This window comes from Verrucosispora sp. WMMA2044, from assembly GCF_027497155.1.
Lineage (GTDB): Bacteria > Actinomycetota > Actinomycetes > Mycobacteriales > Micromonosporaceae > Micromonospora > Micromonospora palythoicola.
This window is the reverse complement of the sequence record NZ_CP114913.1, coordinates 5,536,213-5,556,152: the sequence shown is the minus strand read 5'-3', so window position 1 is coordinate 5,556,152 and position 19,940 is coordinate 5,536,213. Positions and strand designations below refer to the sequence as shown.

22 protein-coding genes are annotated in these 19,940 nt (G+C 72.1%); 16 read left to right on the top strand and 6 right to left on the bottom strand.

The features are described from left to right. Positions 1–4: 4 nt before the first annotated feature. The 4 genes from O3597_RS25300 (at position 5) to O3597_RS25285 (ending at position 3,750) form a co-directional block, all read left to right on the top strand. Entirely contained in the window at positions 5–796 is a 792-nt protein-coding gene (locus O3597_RS25300) for a glycerophosphodiester phosphodiesterase family protein (protein WP_281602582.1), read from the top strand. A gap of 53 nt (positions 797–849) precedes the next feature. Beyond that, on the top strand, positions 850–2,307 hold the full coding sequence (locus O3597_RS25295) for an ATP-binding protein (RefSeq protein ID WP_281602581.1): 1,458 nt from the start codon (positions 850–852) through the stop codon (positions 2,305–2,307). 66 nt (positions 2,308–2,373) lie between these two features. Further along, positions 2,374–2,787 carry an ATP-binding protein gene (locus tag O3597_RS25290; protein WP_281604633.1) on the top strand — a complete coding sequence of 138 codons (414 nt, stop codon included), beginning with the start codon at positions 2,374–2,376 and terminating at the stop codon, positions 2,785–2,787. 81 nt (positions 2,788–2,868) lie between these two features. Then, positions 2,869–3,750 carry a DUF5926 family protein gene (locus O3597_RS25285; protein ID WP_281602580.1) on the top strand — a complete coding sequence of 294 codons (882 nt, stop codon included), beginning with the start codon at positions 2,869–2,871 and terminating at the stop codon, positions 3,748–3,750. A gap of 12 nt (positions 3,751–3,762) precedes the next feature. On the opposite strand, the gene O3597_RS25280 is transcribed toward O3597_RS25285, so the two are convergent. Next, positions 3,763–4,983 carry an arginine deiminase gene (locus tag O3597_RS25280; RefSeq protein WP_164448831.1) on the bottom strand — a complete coding sequence of 407 codons (1,221 nt, stop codon included), beginning with the start codon at positions 4,981–4,983 and terminating at the stop codon, positions 3,763–3,765. A 163-nt stretch (positions 4,984–5,146) separates the two neighbouring features. On the opposite strand from O3597_RS25280, the gene O3597_RS25275 reads away from it, so the two are divergent. From O3597_RS25275 to pheA, 4 genes are all read left to right on the top strand, one after another. Continuing rightward, a complete protein-coding gene (locus O3597_RS25275; protein WP_164448830.1) occupies positions 5,147–5,887 on the top strand; it encodes a hypothetical protein in 741 nt (246 codons plus the stop codon). Between the two features lie 166 nt (positions 5,888–6,053). After that, a complete protein-coding gene (locus O3597_RS25270) occupies positions 6,054–6,512 on the top strand; it encodes a PAS domain-containing protein (protein WP_164448829.1) in 459 nt (152 codons plus the stop codon). Between the two features lie 48 nt (positions 6,513–6,560). Further along, on the top strand, positions 6,561–7,256 hold the full coding sequence (locus tag O3597_RS25265) for a hypothetical protein (RefSeq protein WP_281602579.1): 696 nt from the start codon (positions 6,561–6,563) through the stop codon (positions 7,254–7,256). Positions 7,257–7,265: 9 nt separating this feature from the next. Next, on the top strand, positions 7,266–8,222 hold the full coding sequence (pheA, locus tag O3597_RS25260) for a prephenate dehydratase (protein ID WP_281602578.1): 957 nt from the start codon (positions 7,266–7,268) through the stop codon (positions 8,220–8,222). A gap of 74 nt (positions 8,223–8,296) precedes the next feature. Here the strand turns inward: pheA and O3597_RS25255 are convergent, their stop codons facing one another. From O3597_RS25255 to O3597_RS25245, 3 genes are all read right to left on the bottom strand, one after another. Then, positions 8,297–9,013: an AIM24 family protein gene (locus O3597_RS25255; RefSeq protein ID WP_164448827.1), complete on the bottom strand. Its 717-nt coding sequence runs from the start codon at positions 9,011–9,013 to the stop codon at positions 8,297–8,299. A 68-nt stretch (positions 9,014–9,081) separates the two neighbouring features. Further along, positions 9,082–9,426 (bottom strand): metallopeptidase family protein, encoded by a 345-nt coding sequence (locus tag O3597_RS25250; protein ID WP_216592783.1) that lies wholly within the window; start codon positions 9,424–9,426, stop codon positions 9,082–9,084. A gap of 123 nt (positions 9,427–9,549) precedes the next feature. Continuing rightward, positions 9,550–9,981 (bottom strand): OsmC family protein, encoded by a 432-nt coding sequence (locus tag O3597_RS25245; RefSeq protein ID WP_164448826.1) that lies wholly within the window; start codon positions 9,979–9,981, stop codon positions 9,550–9,552. 157 nt (positions 9,982–10,138) lie between these two features. Here O3597_RS25245 and O3597_RS25240 point away from each other — a divergent pair, with 157 nt between their 5' ends. The 3 genes from O3597_RS25240 to O3597_RS25230 all read left to right on the top strand — a co-directional run bounded on the left by O3597_RS25240 (position 10,139) and on the right by O3597_RS25230 (position 12,656). Then, complete coding sequence (locus O3597_RS25240; protein ID WP_281602577.1) at positions 10,139–10,846, top strand: hypothetical protein; 708 nt, start codon at positions 10,139–10,141, stop codon at positions 10,844–10,846. A gap of 176 nt (positions 10,847–11,022) precedes the next feature. Further along, positions 11,023–11,844: an HAD hydrolase family protein gene (locus O3597_RS25235; RefSeq protein ID WP_164448824.1), complete on the top strand. Its 822-nt coding sequence runs from the start codon at positions 11,023–11,025 to the stop codon at positions 11,842–11,844. Further along, a complete protein-coding gene (locus O3597_RS25230; protein WP_164448823.1) occupies positions 11,844–12,656 on the top strand; it encodes an HAD family hydrolase in 813 nt (270 codons plus the stop codon). Before O3597_RS25235 ends, O3597_RS25230 begins: the two co-directional genes overlap by 1 nt. 48 nt (positions 12,657–12,704) lie before the next feature. Here O3597_RS25230 and O3597_RS25225 read toward each other — a convergent pair whose 3' ends face one another. After that, on the bottom strand, positions 12,705–13,307 hold the full coding sequence (locus tag O3597_RS25225) for a bacterial proteasome activator family protein (protein ID WP_164448822.1): 603 nt from the start codon (positions 13,305–13,307) through the stop codon (positions 12,705–12,707). A 100-nt stretch (positions 13,308–13,407) separates the two neighbouring features. Here O3597_RS25225 and O3597_RS25220 point away from each other — a divergent pair, with 100 nt between their 5' ends. Both O3597_RS25220 and O3597_RS25215 read left to right on the top strand, forming a co-directional pair. Next, positions 13,408–14,205, top strand: coding sequence for a prolyl oligopeptidase family serine peptidase (locus O3597_RS25220; protein ID WP_281602576.1), 798 nt, complete (start codon positions 13,408–13,410; stop codon positions 14,203–14,205). 77 nt (positions 14,206–14,282) lie between these two features. After that, on the top strand, positions 14,283–15,482 hold the full coding sequence (locus O3597_RS25215; protein ID WP_164448820.1) for an ABC transporter substrate-binding protein: 1,200 nt from the start codon (positions 14,283–14,285) through the stop codon (positions 15,480–15,482). A gap of 59 nt (positions 15,483–15,541) precedes the next feature. On the opposite strand, the gene ddaH is transcribed toward O3597_RS25215, so the two are convergent. Continuing rightward, positions 15,542–16,375, bottom strand: a complete 834-nt coding sequence (ddaH, locus tag O3597_RS25210; RefSeq protein WP_348650310.1) for a dimethylargininase — start codon at positions 16,373–16,375, stop codon at positions 15,542–15,544. A 59-nt stretch (positions 16,376–16,434) separates the two neighbouring features. Here ddaH and O3597_RS25205 point away from each other — a divergent pair, with 59 nt between their 5' ends. From O3597_RS25205 to O3597_RS25195, 3 genes are all read left to right on the top strand, one after another. Then, positions 16,435–16,893, top strand: a complete 459-nt coding sequence (locus tag O3597_RS25205) for an Lrp/AsnC family transcriptional regulator (RefSeq protein WP_164448819.1) — start codon at positions 16,435–16,437, stop codon at positions 16,891–16,893. 58 nt (positions 16,894–16,951) lie between these two features. Next, positions 16,952–18,865 (top strand): beta-propeller domain-containing protein, encoded by a 1,914-nt coding sequence (locus O3597_RS25200; RefSeq protein WP_281602575.1) that lies wholly within the window; start codon positions 16,952–16,954, stop codon positions 18,863–18,865. Between the two features lie 116 nt (positions 18,866–18,981). Beyond that, positions 18,982–19,938, top strand: a complete 957-nt coding sequence (locus O3597_RS25195; RefSeq protein WP_281602574.1) for a zinc-binding dehydrogenase — start codon at positions 18,982–18,984, stop codon at positions 19,936–19,938. Positions 19,939–19,940: the final 2 nt, after the last annotated feature.

Below are 19,940 nucleotides of genomic sequence, written 5' to 3'. Positions count from 1 at the left end.
AACCGTGGCCGGACCCCTCGTCTTCGCCCACCGTGGCGCCTCGTACGACCTGCCGGAGCACACCCTCGCCGCCTATCTACGCGCCCTCGACGAGGGCGCCGACGGGCTGGAGTGTGACGTCCGGTTGACCCGGGACGGGCACCTCGTCTGCGTACACGACCGGCGGCTGGACCGGACCAGCAACGGCCGCGGTCTGGTCAGCGCCCGTACGCTCGCCGAGTTGGAGCAGTTGGACTTCGGTTCCTGGCATCCCGGGGGTGTTCCGGCCAACGGCGACGAGGTGCTCGACGACTCACACACCCGGCTGCTCACCCTCGAACGGCTGCTGGAGGCGGTGCTGGCCGCCGGCCGGCCGGTCCGGCTGCTCGTGGAGACCAAACATCCGTCCCGCTACGGCGGCAACGTGGAGCGGCGGCTGGTCACCCTGCTGCACCGGTACGGGCTGGCCGAGCCGCGTCCGGACGCACCCGTACGGGTCGCCGTGATGTCCTTCTCCCCGCTGGCGGTGCGCCGGATCCGGACGCTGGCCCCGGCGCTACCGACCGTGCTCCTGCTGGAAGTGCTCCCCCGGTGGTTGCCCATGGGTCGGCTGCCCTTCGGTGCCGGCATCGCCGGACCGGGGATCGCGCTGGTCCGCGCCCGCCCGGCCCTGGTGCCGGCGCTGCGGCAAGCCGGCAACCAGGTCTACGTGTGGACCGTCAACGAACCGGCCGACCTCGACCTGGTACTGGCAGCCGGGGTGGACGGCGTGATCACCGACCGTCCGGCGCAGACTCTCGCCCGGCTGCGTCGGTAATCGCAGCCGGGCCGGGGGTGCCCGCAAGCGCGGTCGGCAGGCACACTCGGGTCATGCCGGACCGCACCGACTACTCGGCTCTGATCGCCGGGCACACCGCCGTCATCGAGATGATCAACTCCGGTGACGCGGGTCTGCCGGTGCTGACCCAGCTGCTCCGGGTGGCCCAGCCGGCGCTCGGGGCCGCCGGGATGGCGTTCGTGGAGTTGGCGCCCAGCGGCGGCCGGGTGATCGCCGCCACCGGTGCCGCCGAGTGGACCGTCGGCCGGCCGCTGCCCGCCAACGACCCGGCCACCATCTGCCTGCTCGCCGGTCCCCGGGTGCAGTGCGTACGGACCGACCGGTTCGCCAACGCGCTCGCCAGCGAACTGGCCGAGCGCGGCCTGCGGCGGATGGTCGTCTCCCGGGCCGAGATCGGTGGCCACACCGTCGGCAGCCTGCACGCCCTCTACCTCGCCGGCGACGAGGAACCCACGGCCGAGGAACGCGGCGTGGTCGGATACCTCGGCTCCTGCATCGCCCACATGTACGGCGACCAGAGCGGCCTGCCCGTGCACGGCGACGGACCGGTGGTCGCGGCGCTCGCCGACGGCCTGGCCGTGGTCGACCGGGACGCCCACGTACGACTCTGGAATCCGGCCGCCGCGCAGGTGACCGGCCGGTCCACCGCAGAGGCGATCAACCAACCGCTACCCTTCCCGCTGCCGCCGTCGGGGCAGGTTCTTGATCATCGACTGCCGGGCGGACGCTGGTTGCGGATCACCTCCGGTGAGCTGCCGGGCCCCGGTGCCCTGCGGGTGGTCACCTTCCGGGACATCACCGACCAGCAGCGGCACGACCACGAACGGGATCTCTTCGTCGCGGTCACCAGCCACGAACTGCGTACCCCGGTCACCGTCATCAAGGGCTACGCGGACACCCTCACCGACCACTGGGAGTCGCTCAGCGAGACCGACCGGCGGCAGGCGGCCCGGGTCATCGGCCAGCGGGCCAACGAGCTGGCCCGGCTGCTGGACCGGCTGCTCTCGTCCGCGGCCGAGGCGTGGCCGGGCGACGGACCGCCGGCCCCCTTCGACCTGACCGAGACGCTGCGGATCGCGATCGACGACCTGCCCACGGATCTGCGTCGGCGGACCACCCTGGAGGTGCCGGCCGAGCTGCCCAGGGCGATCGGGCATCGGCAGAGCCTGGCCACCGTGCTCACCGAACTCGTCACCAACGCCGGCAAGTACTCCCCACCCGACTCCCCGATCGACGTCGCCGCCGGTGCCGACGGCCAGACCGTCTGTTTCCGGGTCGCCGACCGGGGCATCGGCGTACGCCCGGAGCACGTGGAACGGGCCTTCGACCGGTTCTGGCAGGGCGACTCCGGCGACCGGCGTCGCTATCCCGGCACCGGTCTCGGCCTCTATCTGGTCCGCCGGATCGTTGAACAACAGAATGGCTGGGTATTCCTTCGTCCGAGAAGTGGTGGGGGTACGGTCGCAGAGGTGCGGCTGCCCCGCAGGTGACAGTGGGGGTCACGGGGCGAAAGAGGGGCAGAGGTGGCGACGACAGCTGTCGAACGGGCGTGGTGCGTGGTGGTGCCGCACCATCCCAGTGGGGCGCGGATCGCCCGGCACCGGCTCGCCGCCGAGCTGGCCGGAACCGTCTCCCCGGCGATGCTCGCGGACCTGGTGGCGGTCCTGGCCGAGCTGGTCGGCAACGCGGTCCGGCATGCCGACCCGCTGCCGGGCGGCGTGGTCCGGGTCGCCTGGCGGCTGCGCTACCCGCCCGAGGGACCGCAACTGCGACTGCGGGTCACGGATGGCGGGGCCGCGAGCGGCCCACGTGTCCGCCCACCCGACCCGGACGCGGCCGACGGGCGCGGCCTGCACATCGTCTCCGGTCTGGCGACCAGCTGGGGCGTGGAACGCGACGGGCTCGGCCAGAGCGTCTGGGCCGACTTCGATCCGGTCGGCGACCGGCCGGCGCTGGTGACGACCGGCTGAACCGGTAGGTCGACCCGCTGTCGCGGCGCGGAGGCGGGTCCGGCCCCCACCGGCCGCCGGAGGGCTCTAGGCTGTGTCGCCGTGAGCAAGCGTCGAAAGAACCAGCGGGCGGCCACAGCCGGCAAGCGGGAACGGATCCGGGACGTCTTCGTTCCCCGGCCCTTCGAGGGGCTGGTCGACGAGCCCGAGTGGATCGCCCTGCGGGAGCTGGTGCCGGCCGCCTCCGCGCCACTGCGGCTGATCCCGGCACTCGTCGACGAGCACGGCGACCGGCCGGTCACCCTGGCCACCGTGCTGCCGATGGCCGCTCCCGCGATGAGCCGGGACGACGGTCACATCTTCATCGGGCTTCAACGTCATCTCCAGTCCGGTGACGTCTCTCGCGACCTGGCCGAGTCGCTGCTCTGCGCACTGCGTACCGCCCCGGGCGCGCAGGTCGCGGTGCCACCGCTGCCCGGCCCGGGTCCCCGGTTGCAGGACATCCTGGTCGACGGCCCGTTGGAGATCAGCCTGCACGAGGGCTTCGAGTTCTGGCTGGCTCCCGAAGCCGCCGAGGATCCGACCGTGCGCGCCTCCCTGGAGCGGGCCAACGCGGCGATCTATCCGACGCAGCGACTGGCCGCCGCACGCGCCGCGTACTGGTGCCGGGTGTCGGAGAAGGCCCACGTCCGCTGGGTGCTGCCGGAGGCCGAGGAGGCCGCCCTGGACGCACTGGCCCGGCTCGGCGCGGCCGGCTCGCTGACCCTCGGCGAGGCGACCCGGTTCGCCGGCATGTTCCGGGCCCACGGGCGACTCGTGCCGGTCTGGGACCTGCCCGAGGACACTCCGGCGGGTGACTGGGAGCAGCCGGTCGCCGACTTCGCCAAGCGGTACGCCGACGCCCTGTCCGAGACCGGCCCGCTCGACGCCGACGCCCGCCGGTCCCGGCAGGGGCTGCTCGGCCGCCAACTCACCCTGCGCTGAGCCACCCGCCGGTCATCCGGACCGGACCGGGCTGCGCTCCCGCAGCATCGGGCAGGACATGCAACGGGGGCCACCACGCCCCGAGCCCAGCTCCGAGCCGGCGATCGGAATGAGTTCGATGCCGGCCCGCTCCAACTGGGCGTTGGTCTCGACGTTGCGCTCGTAACCGACGCAGAGTCGGGGCGCGAGTGCCAGGGTGTTGTTGCCGTCGTCCCACTGCTCCCGTTCGGCGGTCACCGGGTCGAGCCCGGTGTCGATCACCCGTAGCCGGTCCAGGTCCATCGCATCGGCGGCGGCCCGCAGGAACGGCGACGGTCCGTCCACCCGCGGGTCCTCGCCGTCAGCGCCGGCGATGACGGTGTACGCCGACAGAGTGCTGGCCACGTTCGGGTACATCAGCACCGCGTCGGTGTCGACCATCGTGCAGATCGTGTCCAGGTGCATGGTGGCCCGTTCCTGGGCGATCGGTACGACGAGGATGGTGTGCGCCAGTCCGGCCGCGAAGACTCGCCGCGCGAGGCGTTCGGCACCGGCGGGAGTCGTCCGCTCACCGACACCGACGGCCAGCACCCCGGGTGCCAGCAGCAGCACGTCACCGCCTTCCAGGGGCTCCAGGCCCGGCCGGTAGACGAACTCGGTGCCGGCGAACCGGGGATGGTGGCGGTAGATGGCATCGGTGAGCGTGGTCTCCCGCCGCCGGGCGGGCATCGCCAGACTCGTCACGCCGACCCGGTCACCGATCCACAGTGACGAGTCACGGGTGAACAGCAGGTTGGGCAGCGGGTCGATGATGAAGTCGTGTCGGTCCATCAGGGTGTAGACGAGGCCACCTCGACGGTCCCGGCCTACCCGCAACTCCTCGTGGGCCAGTCCGGCCACGAGGACGCCGGCCAGCGCGGCCGGATCGAGGTACGCCAGGTGCGCGGCGACCCGGGCGCGCAGGGCGTCGCCGAGCCGGGGCGAGTCGAGCACCTCGGCGGTCAGCTCGTTCCGGGCATCCGGCACGGCCAGCGTCTCGGTGAGCAGGTCGGTCAGGTAGAGCACCTCGACGCCGCGTTCCCGCAGGGCCCCCGCGAAGGCGTCGTGCTCCTCCTGCGCCCGGCCCACCCACGGGATAGCGTCGAAGAGCAGCGAGTCGTTGTTGCGCGGGGTGAGTCGGGCGAGTTCCGGCCCCGGCCGGTGCAACAGGACGGTGCCGAGCCGGCCGACCTCACTGTCCACGTAGTGGCTCACCCCCGCAGCGTAGGGCAGGGTTTGGCGGTATCCGGTAAAACAACCGTGGGTGAATATGGCATTCATCCACAGTCATTCCGGCGCTCCGGCTTGCCGACCACCGGGACTGGCAACGTAGGGTAGTGAGAACGTAACTTCGAGGGACCTTTTGCCGGAGGTCGCGATGACTGTCTTCCCCGCACGTCGAGCCGTACCGTCCGCCAGGGCGCTGCCGCCAGTGGCGGTACCGCACCCCCGGGTCGAGTCTCCCGGGGTGGTCGCGACTCCTCGTCCGTCTCCGTTGGAGTGGGCCCGCCGCCGCCGGGCGGAGCGCGGCGCGCGACGGCTGGAGGCGGCCGGCGCCCGCGCACTCGGTCAGCTCGACCACCTCGGGCCGGCCTGGCACGTCATCGACTGGCCCCGCACCGACGCGGCCGACGTCCTGCTCGACGACCCCGCGGACAACCGGGCCGGGTTCCTGGCCATCGGCCCGAGTGGGCTCTTCGCCGTCACCATCGCCGACCACGGCCGCGCCCGCGTTCTGGTCGCCGGCGACGTGGTGCAGATCAACGGCAAGCGCCCGCCGTACGTGGCCGAGGCCCGTCGCGACGCCCGACGGGCGAGCAAGGCGCTGAGCGAGGCCGTCGGTCATCCGATCCCGGTGACCCCGGTGCTCACCTTCGTGGGATCCGGGGTCATCAGCGTCTACGGCCTGCCCAAGGACTGCCTGATGGCGACCCACCGGGAACTCGACCGACTGCTGGTGGCCGGCGGGAACCGGATCAGCCCGGCCACCGCCGAGAAGCTGTCCCGGGTCGCGCAGCACCCCGGGACCTGGGGAAACGGTGGCTACCCACCCGCGGCCGACTACCGGTGGTACGAGGACGGCCGAATGGCCGCTGACAAGCCGGCCGGCCGCCGGTAACGTCAGCGGCGACGCCACGCGGCCGGGGCGGCCCAGCTTCCGCCGGCCCGCGCCGTCGCCGACCGGGCACTGATCAACACCGACGCAACCGTACTTCCAACGCGGTCGGCGGTCGCTGCCGCGACCGGCTAGCGTGGACGGATCGTCGGTGTGCATAGGAGGCTCGGTGGCCCACGTCGAACTCTCGCTCTCGGAAGTGTTCGCGCCCTCCGGGGGGACACCGACAGAGCCTGGGTGCGACAACATCAGCCGCTGGTCGGCCACGGTCTCCAGTGCCCACGAGCCCTGCCTGCTGATCGACGCCGAGACCCGGGTGCTGGCCGTCTCCGCCGCCGGTTGTGAGCTGCTCCAACTGGGCGCACCGGAGGACGTGATCGGTCTGCCGCTGCTCGACGGCGGGCTGCGACTGCTCGACTTCACCGCCTACCGGGGCGAGTTGGCCGAGCCCGAGATCGACAAGATTCCGCCGTTGCTGGCGCTCACCTCCGGCCGGCTGGCCCGTGGTCTGCTCCGGATCGAGGCGGCGACGGAGGACGTACCGGACGCCACGGTGGACGCGATCTCCACCCCCGTGGTCGCCGACGGCGCGGTGGCCGGCTCCCTCACGTTCTTCTCCGAGGTCTGACTTCCTCCTACCATGGGCTCGGCTCCCGCCACTGTCGTGTCTCCCGTCATGAGGACCACCCCCGTGCCGCCCACCTCGCCGTTCCACGCCGTCCCCGGCCGGCCGACCACCGGCTTCCGGTCCGCTGCCGACGTGGCTCTCCGCCCCCGCCCGCGGCACCGCCGACTGGTCGGTGTCACCATGCTGGCCGCACTGCTGACCGTCGGATGCGGCGCGCCCCCGGAGGTACGCGACAGCGGCGGCCTGCCGACCCGGGTGCCGACCCGGACACTGAGCAGCCCGACCAGCCCCGCCACCCCGTCGTTCGGCGTACTCCCCGGTGCCGTGCCGACCACCCCCTCGACCGACCCCGGGCTGGTCGCGGTGGCCTGCACCGGGGAACCGTCCGCGAAGCGGATCATCGAGTTGGTGCGAGGTCGGCGTGGGCTGCTGCCCGGCAGCGCCCGGGTCAGCGTCGGCAACGGTCCGTTGTGTGCCGCCGACTGGCACCTGACCACCCTCGACGTGGCCGGCTACGAACCGCTCCAGGTGGTCACCCGGGACCGAGCCGGAACCCTGCGCCTGGTGACCGCCGGCACCGACGTGTGCACGGCCGAGGTACGGGTCGCCAGTCCGCCCGGTATCCAGACGCTGGCCTGTGGCAGCGACGGCGGCGGCGTTCCGGTGCCGGTCCCCCCGCCGTCGCCGACGCCGTCGACCCCGTCACCCACGCCGTCGGGTTCGTCGCCGACTCCGGGTGCGTAGGCTGAGCACATGCCGGGAACGCCGCCGACCCGTTTCGTCTACCTCGGCCCCGAGGGCACCTTCGCCGAGCAGGCGCTGCGTACCGTGCCGGCCGCCGAGCGGGGCAGCCGCACGTCGGCCCGCAGCGTCGGTGAGGCGCTGGAGGCGGTCCGCGCCGCCGAGGCCGATGCGGCTCTGGTGCCCCTGGAGAACTCGATCGGCGGCGCGGTCGGGGTCACCCTCGACGAGTTGGCCGAGGGAGAGCCGCTGGTCATCACCCGGGAAGTGATCCTGCCGGTGGAGTTCGTGCTCGGGGCACGCGCGGGAACCCCGCTGCCGTCGGTGCGCAGCGTCGCCGCCCATCCGCAGGCGTCCACCCAGTGCCGAGGTTGGCTGCGTACGCACCTGCCGGACGCGGTCGTGGTGGACGTGCTGTCCAACGGTGCGGCGGCAGCCGGCGCGGCCAACGGTGATTTCGACGCGGCCATCTGCGCGCCGATCGGCGCGACCCGACACCGGCTCGCCGTCCTGGCTGACAAGATCGCTGATCATCCGGACGCGGTGACCCGCTTCGCGCTGGTGTCGAGGCCCGGGCCGCCTCCACCGCCCACCGGCGACGACGTGACGTCGCTCGCCGTCTACATCGCGCACGACCGGGTGGGCGCGCTGCTGTCCGTGCTGATGGAACTGGCGGTCCGGGGCGTCAACCTGACCCGGATCGAGTCCCGGCCCACGGGGGAGGCGCTCGGCCGATACGTGTTCTTCCTCGACTGCACCGGTCACGTCGCGGACGTGCGGATGGGCGAGGCGTTGCAGGGGCTGCGCCGGGTCTGCGCCGACGTACGCTTCCTCGGCTCGTATCCCCGACACCGCTGGGACGGGTCGACCAGGGAGCGGCCGGTGGCCGCGCCGGCAGGTCCTTCCGACGCGGACTACACCGACGCCGCGGCCTGGCTCGCCCGGCTACGCGCGGGCGAGCTGACCTGAGCGTCCCGGCGCGCCGCCTGCCGGTGCAACCGGGTCGGGCTGCGCCGGCAGGCGTGAGCCGTCGTCCGGACCGGCTAGCGGAACAGGCCGCCGAGCACTCCGCCCTGGTCCTGCTGACCGCTGCCCATGATCGGTGGCTCCTCGGAGGGCTGGACGACGACGAAGCCGTGACCGGCGAAGCTCATCGTGTACGCCTCACCGGTGGTGCGACCGAGCAGCGTGCCGAGCCCGAGCTGGTCGGCCCGGTGATAGCCGGTCTGCAGGCTCGCCGACCAGCAGACGGCGGCCTGCGGGTCGACGTAGGTGGGCGCGTCGACGTTGAGGACGACCGGCGTTCCCCGGGTGGTGACGGCGATCCTGCCGTGCCCGGTGAAGACGCAGTTGAACAGGCCGGACGAGGCCATGCCGGCCCCGCCGACCATCTTGATGTCGTAGCGGAGAGTGGCGTCGAAGGCGAGCACGCTCGAGCCGTTGATGGACAGGGCGTCGCCCGGCTCCAGGTCGATGACGTGCACATCCTTGGCGAAGTCGGCGAGGAAGACGTCGCCACGTCCGGTGAGTTTCATGAGCGGTACGCCCTCACCGGTGAGCTTCTGCTTGATGAAGTTGCCCAGTCCGCCGGAGCCGAGCGCCTGAAACTGCACCTGCCCCTGGTAGGCCACCATCGAGCCGACCCTGGCCATCGCCTCACCGTCGAGTTCGATCTTCAACATCTTGGAGTTCTGCAACCGCATGCCGGGTTGCGTCGACTCCTGCTCCAGATTCGCCGCCGAGAACAGCTCGCTGCGCATGATTCCTCCCGTACTCGCCGTACCTGGCCGAGACGGTAGGGCCGGCCCGCAACCCCGGGCGGCGGCCCTCAGCCCCAGCCCAGCTCATGCAGACGCGCGTCGTCGATGCCGAAGTGGTGGGCGATCTCGTGCACCACCGTGACGGCCACCTCGTCGACCACGTCCTCGTCGCTGGCACAGATGCGCAGGATCGGGTTGCGGTAGATGAGGATCCGGTCCGGCAGGACTCCCGCGTAGTCCCAGCCACGTTCGGTCAACGCGTGTCCCTCGTACAGGCCGAGCAGATCCTCCCCGGGCGGCGGGTCGTCCTCGACCAGGATCACCACGTTGTTCATCAGCGCCAGCAGTTCCTCCGGAACCTCGTCGAGCGCCTCCCCCACGAGCTCCTCGAACCGCTCCCGCCCCATCTCCACCGCCACGCCTCCATTCTTCCCCACCCCACCCGCGATCTTGCACTTCCGGTCGCCGCGAACCGGCACGGAAGCCGCGTACCGGAGACCGAAAGTGCAAGATCGACGCGGATGGGAGGGGGTTGGTCAGGAGGTGAGGCGGGTGGTGAGGGTGATCTCGGCGCCGGGCGAGAGCAGACGGGAGATCGGGCAGTTCTGCTTGGCGGTCTCGGCCAGCTTGGCGAACTGCGCCTCGTCGATGCCGGGCACCTCGCCGACGGTGTCCAGCTCGATCCGGGTCACGGTCATCCCGGCGTCGGTCTTGTCGAGGTGAACCTTCGCGGTGGTCTCCACGGAGGTGGGCGTCGTGCCGGCGTCGGCAAGCGCCTTGGAGAAGGCCATCGAGAAGCAGCCGGCGTGTGCGGCACCGATCAGTTCCTCGGGGTTGGTGCCCTCACCCTCCTCGAAACGGGACTTGAAGGAGTAGTTCCCCTCCAGCCCGCCCTTGCCGGTGCGGATGGTGCCGGACCCCTCGGTGAGGTTGCCCTGCCAGCGTGCGGAAGCGGTACGGATAGGCATGCACCTGACGCTAGTCCACCGACGGCCGGCAGGCGACCGACCACCGGTGGCCACGCGGTCGTTCCTCGGCGTCGCGTCCCGGCTGTGTCATGATGCGACCCGGACCCCGCGGCGCGGCGGACGCCCGGCGTCCCCGGCCACCAGGAGAGGGTGAGTGATGACCCACGACCTCCCCATCCCCCGTCAGGACGACCGTTCCGACGACGCCAGCGTCATCGAGTGGGGTGCGGAGGACGAGTCGCCGGCGACCGGCCGGTTCCGGCGGGCTCTCGGTGGCCTCGGCGGGGACCACCGGGTGCCGGTGCTGCTGGCCGGGCTCGGTGTGGCGGCAGCCCTGGCGTCGCTGCTCGGCGAGTGGTCGACGATCACCATCCCCAACGGCGGACCGGACCCGGAGACCCCGCTCCAGGTGACCAGCGGCGTCTCCGACCTCGGGCTGGGCTCGGCGTACCTGGTCGGGCTACTCGCGCTCGGTGCGACGGTGGCCCTCGCGGTGCGGGGCACGGACCCCGTCCGGGCGAATGCCCGGGTGGCCGGACTGGCCCTCGCCGCGGGTGTGCTCGCGCTGCTGGCCACGACCGCGACGGCGCTCGACGACACCCTGGGACGGGGGATGTACCTGAACCCGGAACTGACCGTCGACGTCGAGTACGGCCGCGGCCTGATCGTCGCCTTCGTCGCCGTCGGGCTGTTCGCGGCCGCGCTCCTGCGGACCCCGTCCGGAGCGGCCGAAACCCGGCCAGGGGTGGACGGGCCGCGCCGGCGCCGCACGCCGCCGGACGCGGAGCCGGAGGGGGAACGCCCGCCTGCGGACATCACCGTCACACCGACGGTGCCCTTCGCCCGGGAGGCACCGCCCGACTGATCCACCGGTCCTGGTCGAGAGGTCATCTCCGGTGCGTCGCCCGTTGGCACCCGATTCGCCTGGAAGCCATGGTTGCGACCGGTTCTACGAGGTACGGTTGCTGCCCGCCGTCACGCCGGGTCGCCAATCGACGAGGTGAACGGCTGGTCGCGACGGCGGCGGGCGAAGGAGGAACGATGACCCGCCCGGGCCTGCCCAAGCTGATCGCCACCGACCTCGACGGAACGCTCGTCCGCAGCGACGACACCGTGTCGGCCTTCACCCACGAGGTCCTCGACCGGGTACGCGCCGCCGGTATCCCGGTGGTCGGCGCCACCGGTCGCGGCCCCCGGCTCACCGAACTGACCCGCAACGACATCCGCGCCGCCGACTTCCTCGTGCTGGCCGGCGGTGGCCGGGTGGTCGACCAGAGCGACCCGGACGGACCGGTGGTGCTCCGTGACGAACGCCTTTCCAGCGAGGTGCTGGCCGTCCTGCTGACCGAACTGGAGGCCGCGGTCGGCCCGCTGACGGTCATGGTCGAGGCATCGGACGAGCACGACGCCCCGCTCTGGGGTGACTACCACCCCGCCTGGCCCTATCAGGACGCGTTCGAGGTGCGCAGCCGCGCCGAGTGCCTCGCCGGTGACGTGATCAAGGCGTTCGCGCGTACCGCCGATCACCATGTGGACGAGTTGTTGGCCACCGCCCGCGGGATCGTCCCGCCACACCTCGCCACCCTCACCCAGGCTGGCCTGGGCTTCATCGAGATCTGCCCGCCCGGGGTGGACAAGGCTTCCGGGCTCAGTGTCATCGCGCAGACCCTCGGCGTGGACCCGGCGGAGGTTCTGGTCTTCGGCGACATGCCGAACGACCTGCCGATGTTCGAGTGGGCCGGCTGGGGGCGGGTGGCCGTGGCCAACGCCCACCCCAGCCTGCGCGCGGTCGCCGACGAGATCACCCTGCGCAACGACGACGACGGGGTGGCGATCTATCTCGACCGGCTACTGTCCCGGTGATGGACTCCACGCCGCACCTGGTCGCCACCGACATCGACGGGACACTCCTGCGCGACGACCGCACCCTCAGCGCCCGCACCGCCGCCGTGCTGGCCCGGGTCGCCGACCAGGGCACCCCGGTCGTGCTGGTCACCGGCCGGCCGATCCGCTGGCTCCGGCTGGTGTACGACCAGCTGGCCGCGCCGTTGCCGGCGATCTGCGCCAACGGCGCGGTGGTCTACGACCCGACCACCGACGAGGTGCTGCGGGCCGACCCGCTGGCCCCGGAACTGCTCGCCGAGGTGGTCCGCCGCCTGCGGGCCGAGGTACCCGGGGTGAGCCTGGCCGTGGAGATCGTCGACGGTCGGGAGATGCGTCACGAGGCGCACTACCCGTTGCGGTGGGACGCCGACGACGAGGCGATCCGGGCCGTGCAGACCGCCGAGGAGCTGTTGTCGGTGCCGGCCGTCAAACTGCTCGCGCGGGCCGGTGAGCAGGACCCTGACCGCTTCACCCGGCTGGTCGCCGCCGCCCTCGCCGGGCTCGCGGAGGCCACCCACTCGTCACACTCCGGGCTGGTGGAGATCTCGGCGGCGGGGGTCACGAAGGCCGCCGGCCTGGCCTGGTACTGCCACCGCATCAACGTCGCGGCGCCGGACGTGCTGGCCTTCGGCGACATGCCCAACGACCTGCCGATGCTCACCTGGGCGGGACGCGCCGTCGCGGTGGGGAACGCGCACCCGGACGTGCTGGCGATCGCCGACGAGGTAGCCCCGGCGAACTCGTCCGACGGTGTGGCCGCGTACCTGGAGAAGGTCTTCGGCGTGCGGTGAGTCGTCCCGGTGCGACGCGCGGCGAGCGCGACCGCACCGGGACGGTGGTCAGAGGTACTGGCCGGTGCTGTGTCCTTCGCCACTCGGCTGACCCATGCCGGGCATTCCGGGCAGCATCGCCCCGGCCGGACCGCTGGGCAGCGCCTGCCGGCCGGAACGCATCTGCTCCAGTTGCACCCGGGCCGCCATCTGCTGCGCGACCAGAGCTGCCTGGATGCCGTGGAACAGTCCTTCCAGCCAGCCGACCAGCTGGGCGTGGGCGATGCGTAGCTCGCCCTCACTCGGTGCCTGGTCCTCGGAGAACGGCAGCGAGATCCGTTCCAGTTCCTCGCGCAGCTCGGGGGCGAGTCCCTCCTTCAGCTCGACGATCGACCGTTGGTGGATCTCCCGCATCCGATGCCGGCTGGCGTCGTCCAGGGGAGCGGCCTTGACCTCCTCCAACAGCTGCTTGATCATGCTGCCGATCCGCATCACCTTGGCCGGCTGTTCGACCAGGCGCGACGGGTCCTCGCCAGGTCCGTCCTCGGTCTGCACGGTGCCGACGGGCCGGCCGTCCGGTCCGACCACCACCACGGTTCCGGACCGTCCGGCACCGTCCCGGTCGGGCTCGTCGTTCTGTCCAGCGGAGTGCGCTTCGGTCATGCCCTCCATCTTTACCCAGTGGCGCCCCGCCCTGCCCGCCGGCCCGCTGCCGCTGCCCCGGTCGGGCACCCATCCCCCGGCAGGCCGTGAAGCGCGCTACCGTCGCCCGATGCCCTCCGATCCCCGGGCGGTGCTGACTCGCCCCGCGCCTGAACCGGACGTCACCGTCGCCTACGGCGAACACCCGGACCAGATCGCCGATCTGCGTCGCCCGGCCGGCTCCGGGCCGCCCCGGCCGCTGGTGGTGGTGGTGCACGGCGGTTTCTGGCGTGCGGAGTACGACCGGCGGCACACCGGTCCGCTGGCGAGCGCACTGGCCGCGCTCGGCTACCCGGTGGCCCAGTTGGAGTACCGGCGGACCGGGCAGCCCGGTGGTGGCTGGCCCGGCACCCTCACCGACGTCCTGGCGGGAGTCTCCGCGCTGCCCCGGTTGGCCGAGGCCGCCCTGTCGGACCGGATCGCCTCGACGCCGCCGCTGCTGCTCGGTCACTCGGCCGGCGGGCACCTCGCGTTGTACGCGGCGGCCCACGCACCCGGTGCCGTCGGCGGGGTGCTGGCCCTCGCTCCGGTCGCCGACCTGGCCGAGGCGTACCGGCTGGACCTGGACGCCGGTGCGGTGGCCGCGCTGCTCGGCGGCGGCCCGGCCGACGTGCCGGAGCGGTACGCGACGACGGATCCACGATCCCTGGTCCCCCTACGGCCACGCACGGTAGTGATGCACGGCACGCTGGATCAGCAGGTCCCCATCGACCTGTCTCGAAGTTACGTGACGTCCACCCGCGCCAAGGGAGCCGATATCCGCCTTATTGAGCTGCCAGATTGCGAGCATTTCGGTCTTATTGCCCCCGGCTCGTCGGCATGGCCGGAAGTTACCGCCGCGTTGCGGTCTCTGCACGAAGATCACTAGCCATTGACGCAGCGTCGCCGAGCAGGTAGAACGCCGAAGGGGCGGATGCGCCCGGCAACACATTCGAAGGGAACCCGGTGTCGCAGATGAACCGCAGGCGGGCACTCCAGCTGCTGGCCGCGATCGGTACGAGCGGACTCGTCGCCGGGTGCGGCTCCGACGCCGAGCCCGAGGTCACCAGCTCAGCGAGCCCGGTCAAGATCGGGCTCATCGCGCCACAGTCGGGTGCGGGCAAGGCCATCGGCGACGAACTCACCAACGGCTTCGAGCTGTACCTGGACCTGAACGACAGGCAGCTCGGCGGTCACCCGGTCGACCTGATCACGGCCGACGAGGGCGACAACGTCAAGTCCGGACAGGCCGCCGTCGAGGGACTGCTCAAGCAGGGCGTGCTCGCCCTGACCGGGGTGGCCAGCTCGGCGGTCATGTTCGGCATCCGGGACATCGTGGAGCAGGCCCGAGTCCCGTTGATCGGTTCCAACGCCTCCCCACCGAGCCTGCAGAGCGTCGTGTACATCTGGCGTACCTCGTACGTGCTCGACGAGGCGGGCCGGGCGCTCGGTCGCTACCTGAAGGACGAACTCACCGCCGCCGACCGGATCGCCACGATCCTGCCGGAAGGGGTCCTCGGCGTCGAGGACGTGCTACGTGGCTTCCGTGAGGAGTTCGGCGAATCCGACCCGCGGATCGCCTCCCCGGTGGTCTGGACCTCCGGCGACAGCAGTCCCAGCAGGACCGCCTACGTCTCGGACATCAACCGCGCGCTGGCCGGCAACCCGTCGGTCGTCTTCTGCTTCTACTCCGGCACGGCGGCCGTGGAGTTCATCATGCAGCTGCGTGACGCCGGGTTCCGCGGCCGGATCTACGCCCCCGGTTTCCTCACCGAAGGCTCGGTGCTGGAGGACATCCGGCCGACGAGCGACGCACTGGGCATCCGCACCGCCTTGAACTACTCCGCCGACCTCAACAACGCCGCCAACCGCCGATTCGCCTCGGCGTACCGCAAGAAGCACAACACCTCGCCGACCACGTACGCGATGGCCTCGTACGACGCGGCCAAGGTGCTCGACCAGGCGATCCGTCTCGCTGGCGAGGCACCCTCCCCGCAGCAGGTGAACCTCGCGCTGGGCCGGATCGGGCAGATCGACAGTCCACGCGGTGCCTGGCAGTTCAACCAGCCACGTACGCCGCAGCAGAAGTGGTACCTGCGCGAGGTGCAGCGCGACGGCCAGGTGGTGTCGAACGTGCTGGTCAACGAGTTGGCCACGCTCGGCTGAGTGGTGCAACGACACGAGGCCGTCCCCGGACAGGGACGGCCTCGTCGCTCGGTCTGGGCTCAGTACCGGAGCTCGGCGACGCAGCACTTCACGCTGCCACCGCCCTTCTTCAGCTCGGCCAGCTCCACCGGCACCGGGGTGTAGCCGGCCACCTTGAGCCGACCGGCGAGCCGGGTGGCCTCGCTGTTGAGCACCACGTTGGCGCCGTCGCTGACCAGGTTCAGCCCGAAGGCGAGGGCATCCTCGTCGTCCGCCAGCACCGCGTCCGGGAAGAGCTGGGCGAGCACCCGCTGACTGGCGGCGGAGAAGGCACCGGGGTAGTAGACGATGTTGCCGTCGTCGATCGAGGCGAGCGCCACGTCCAGGTGGTAGAAGCGCGGGTCGACCAGCCGCAGTGAGATCACCGGCCGGCCGAGTGCCTCCTGCGCCTCGGCGTGCGCCGGCAACTCGGTACGGAAGCCGTGCCCGGCCAGGATCAGCCCGCCGTGCGCCTCCGGCAGGTACGCGAAGTCGCCCTCGCCCTCGTTCGTCTCGTTCGGCGCGATGAACCGCCAGCCCTGCGACTCGTGGAAGGCCCGGTGCGTGGCCGCCTCGGCGGCCCGCTGCTGGTGCTTGAACTGTGCCCCGTAGACCGTGCCGTCGACCATGAACGCACCGTTGGCCGCGTAGACCATGTCGGGCAGACCTGGCTCCGGTACCAGCAGATGCACCTCGTGGCCGAGGTCGACCAGGGTCTCCCGCAGGCGGTCCCACTGCTTGACCGCCAGCTCCACGTCGACCGAGGCGGTCACGTCCATCCACGGGTTGATCGCGTACTCGACCGCGAAGTGCTCGGGGGAGCACATGAGATATGTCCGCTTTCGCGGCACGCGCTGCTGGTTCACGGTCACCAAGAGTAGGTAGGGTAGAACTTTGGTAACAGCCGCAAACATTGCTTCCCAGAGGCGGAACATTGCAGATCGACGCCGTTGACCAGCGAATCATTGCGTTGCTCGTCGCTGACGCCCGCGCCTCGTACGCCGACATCGGCACCCGGGTGTCGCTCTCGGCTCCGGCGGTTAAACGGCGGGTCGATCGACTGCGGTCCGCCGGCGTGATCCGGGGATTCACGGCCATCGTGGATCCGGCCTCGGTCGGCTGGACCACCGAGGCGTTCGTGGAGCTGTTCTGCGCCGGACGGACCACCCCGGCGCAGATCGGCGCCGCCGTGCGCCGTCATCCCGAGGTGGTCGGTGCGTACACCGTCTCCGGGGAGGCCGACGCCCTGGTGCACCTGCGGGCCGCCGACATCGCCCACCTCGAGGAGGCGCTGGAGCGGCTGCGGGCCGAGACGTTCGTGACCTCCAGCCGCAGCACCATCGTGCTCTCCCGGCTGGTCGAGTCTCCCGGCGTGGGCCCCTCCACCGGCTGAAACCGCAACAGCCCACCCGGGCTGGAACCGAACGCGGAGCCACCACGTCGAACCGGCCATGAAACGGGGAACCAAGGTCGCCACGGCGGGCGGGTCGCTTGTCGCGCTCGCTCTGCTCGCCGGCAGCATGACCGTGACGCAACCTCCGCCGACCGGACCCGACACCGCCGGAGCACCGATGGTGCCGGTCGGCCTGGTCTCCTTCGACTCCTGCGCCGACGCCCTCACGGAGCTGCGGGCGGCGGCCACCGCCTCGGTCGGCCCTTACGGCCTGCCCGGTGACGTGCTGAAGGCGGCGATCGGTGGCGCGGAGTCGGCGGCCCGTACCTTCGCCGGAGCGCCGGGAGACGCCGCCGGTCGAGACGCCGGGGCAGACTATTCGACGACCAACAACCACGAGGCCGGCGCCGACGAACCCGACCTGGTGAAGACCGACGGCCGACGGATCGTCACCGTCACCGGCGGGGTGCTGCGGGTGGTCGATCCGGTGAGCCGCCGCGTCACCGGCCGACTCGACCTGGCCGGCGGTCACGAGGAACTGCGCTGGCAGGACCACCGGCTGTTGCTGCTCGGCGACCGCGCGCTGGTACTCGGCGAGGATCCGCCGCGTCCGGCCGACGCGCTGCGCTCGATCAGGCGTCCCGGCGGCGCCCGCCTGCTGCTGATCGGCCTGTCCGGCCGTCCCGTGGTGCTCGGCACGTACCGCATCCAGGGCAGCACCGTCGACGCCCGGCTGACCGGCGACACGGCCCGGGTCGCGGTCCGTTCGTCGGCCCGGCTGGAGTTCCCGCTGACGGCCGAGGGCACCGACCAGGTCCGCACCGAACGCAACCGCGAGGTGATCGCCCGGGCCGGTGTCGAGGCATGGCTGCCGGAGTACGAGTGGACCGCCGGACCGGAGCGGCACACCGGTCGGGTCGGCTGTGACCGGCTCAGTCGACCCGAGCGGATGACCGGCTGGTCCACCCTCACCGTGCTCAGCTTCGACCTCACCCGTGACCGGCTGGGCGACGGTGATCCGGTCTCGGTGGCCGCCGACACCGACACCGTCTACGGCACGGCGACCAGCCTCTACCTGGCGGGTCCACGTCCGGAGCCGATCACCGGTAAGCCGCGCTGGCGGCCGTCGTCGGCCGAGCCGGTCACCGACATCTACCAGTTCGACACCGCCGCGCCGGGGCGTCCCCGCTTCCTGGCCGCCGGTTCGGTCCCCGGCCGACTGATCAACCAGTACGCGCTCTCCGAGTGGGCGGGACACCTTCGGGTGGCCACCACCACCGGCGAATTCCGGGACGACGGTAGCGAATCCGAGTCGGCGGTTCGGGTGCTACGCCGCGACGACGGGACGCTGCTGCCGGTCGGCGTGGTCGGCGGCCTCGGGCGGGGTGAGCGGATCTACTCGGTGCGCTACCTCGGCCCGGTCGCGTACGTCGTGACGTTCCGGCAGACCGATCCGCTCTACGCGCTCGACCTCGCCGACCCGGCCGCGCCCGTGGTCACCGGCGAGCTGAAGATCACCGGCTACTCCGCGTACCTGCACCCGCTGCCCGAAGGGCGCCTGCTGGGCGTCGGGCAGGAGGCCGACGCCCGGGGCAGGACCAAGGGCGTGCAGGTCTCGCTCTTCGACGTCCGTGATCCCGGCCGGCCGGACCGGCTGGACCAGTGGCACCTGCCCGGCGGGTGGTCCCACGCCGAGCACGACCCGCACGCCTTCCTGTACCGCCCGGACACCGGCCTGGTGGCGCTGCCGGTCGACGCCGGTGTCCGGCTGCTGCGGGTCAGCGGCGACACCGTCAGCGAGATCGGCGAGGTGACCCACCCGGTCGGCGGCGACAGCAGCCGGCGGCGGTGGGGCCCGCCGGTACGACGGTCCCTCGTGGTCGGCGACGTGCTCTGGACGGTCTCCGAGGCGGGCCTGCGCGCCACCGACCCGGCGTCGGCCCGGAGCCTCGCCTGGATCGCCGCAACCTGAACTTTCCTCCCGCGCGGGTGGGGCCCGGTTTCTCGGGGTTTCCGGGCCCCACCCGCCTTGACCTCAACCACGCTTCAACTGGTCGACTCGGCGGGAAGCGGCGGTTAGGGGGAGACATGCAGGCGGTGTGGATCCATGAGTTCGGCGGTCCGGAGAAGCTGGTGCCGGGTACCGCACCCGATCCCGTGCCCGGACCGGGACAGGTGCTGATCGACGTGGCGCACGCGAACATCACCTTCGTGGAGACCCAGTTCCGGGCGACCGGCTTCGGCCCGTCCGGCGCGACGCTGCCGGTGATCCCGGGCAACGGCGTCGGCGGTCTGATCAGCGGCATCGGGCCGGGTGTCGACCCGGACCTGGTCGGCCGACGGGTGGTCAGCGGCACCGGCGGCTCCGGCGCGTACGCCGAGCGGGTCGTCGTGGACGCGGCGCTGCCGGTTGCGGTGCCGGACGGGCTGCCGCTCGACCAGGCGGTGGCCCTGCTCGCCGACGGTCGTACGGCCTTGATGCTCGCCGAGGCGGCCGAACTCCGGTCGGGCGACCGGGTGCTGGTCGAGGCCGCCGCCGGTGGGGTGGGCAGCCTGCTCGTCCAGCTCGCCGCAGCCGCCGGAGCACGGGTGGTCGGCCTCGCCGGCGGTACCCGCAAGGTAGCCCTGCTGCCTCCGCTGGGCACCGAGATCGCCGTCGACTATCGGGAGCCGGACTGGGTCGGGCGGGTACGGTCGGCGACCGGTGCCGTCGACGTGGTCTTCGACGGGGTCGGAGGCCCGATCGGGCGGGACGCGTTCGACCTGCTCGACCGGGACGGGCGGATGTTCAGCTTCGGGCTGGCCAGCGGTGAGTGGGCGGGCATCGACGCGCGGGTCGCCGCCGAGCGGGGCGTGACGCTGGTCCGGCCGACGCCGACCCCCGCCCAGCTGCGGGCGTACACCGAGCGGGCGCTGGCGGAGGGTGCGGCCAGGCGGCTGCGCGCGGTGATCGGCCAGCGTTTCCCGTTGGCTCGGGCGGCCGAGGCGCACGCGGCCATCGAGGCCCGGTCGACGGTCGGCAAGACCCTGCTCGACGTGCGCTGACC

Excerpts from the sequence above, each read along its gene's own strand:
- O3597_RS25295 (WP_281602581.1), top strand. The coding sequence starts at position 850 with ATGCCGGACCGCACCGACTACTCGGCTCTGATCGCCGGGCACACCGCC.
- O3597_RS25275 (WP_164448830.1), top strand. The coding sequence starts at position 5,147 with ATGACTGTCTTCCCCGCACGTCGAGCCGTACCGTCCGCCAGGGCGCTG.
- O3597_RS25265 (WP_281602579.1), top strand. The coding sequence starts at position 6,561 with ATGAGGACCACCCCCGTGCCGCCCACCTCGCCGTTCCACGCCGTCCCC.
- pheA (WP_281602578.1), top strand. The coding sequence starts at position 7,266 with ATGCCGGGAACGCCGCCGACCCGTTTCGTCTACCTCGGCCCCGAGGGC.
- O3597_RS25255 (WP_164448827.1), bottom strand. The coding sequence starts at position 9,013 with ATGCGCAGCGAGCTGTTCTCGGCGGCGAATCTGGAGCAGGAGTCGACG.
- O3597_RS25245 (WP_164448826.1), bottom strand. The coding sequence starts at position 9,981 with ATGCCTATCCGTACCGCTTCCGCACGCTGGCAGGGCAACCTCACCGAG.
- O3597_RS25240 (WP_281602577.1), top strand. The coding sequence starts at position 10,139 with ATGACCCACGACCTCCCCATCCCCCGTCAGGACGACCGTTCCGACGAC.
- O3597_RS25235 (WP_164448824.1), top strand. The coding sequence starts at position 11,023 with ATGACCCGCCCGGGCCTGCCCAAGCTGATCGCCACCGACCTCGACGGA.
- O3597_RS25230 (WP_164448823.1), top strand. The coding sequence starts at position 11,844 with ATGGACTCCACGCCGCACCTGGTCGCCACCGACATCGACGGGACACTC.
- O3597_RS25225 (WP_164448822.1), bottom strand. The coding sequence starts at position 13,307 with ATGGAGGGCATGACCGAAGCGCACTCCGCTGGACAGAACGACGAGCCC.
- O3597_RS25220 (WP_281602576.1), top strand. The coding sequence starts at position 13,408 with ATGCCCTCCGATCCCCGGGCGGTGCTGACTCGCCCCGCGCCTGAACCG.
- O3597_RS25200 (WP_281602575.1), top strand. The coding sequence starts at position 16,952 with ATGAAACGGGGAACCAAGGTCGCCACGGCGGGCGGGTCGCTTGTCGCG.
- O3597_RS25195 (WP_281602574.1), top strand. The coding sequence starts at position 18,982 with ATGCAGGCGGTGTGGATCCATGAGTTCGGCGGTCCGGAGAAGCTGGTG.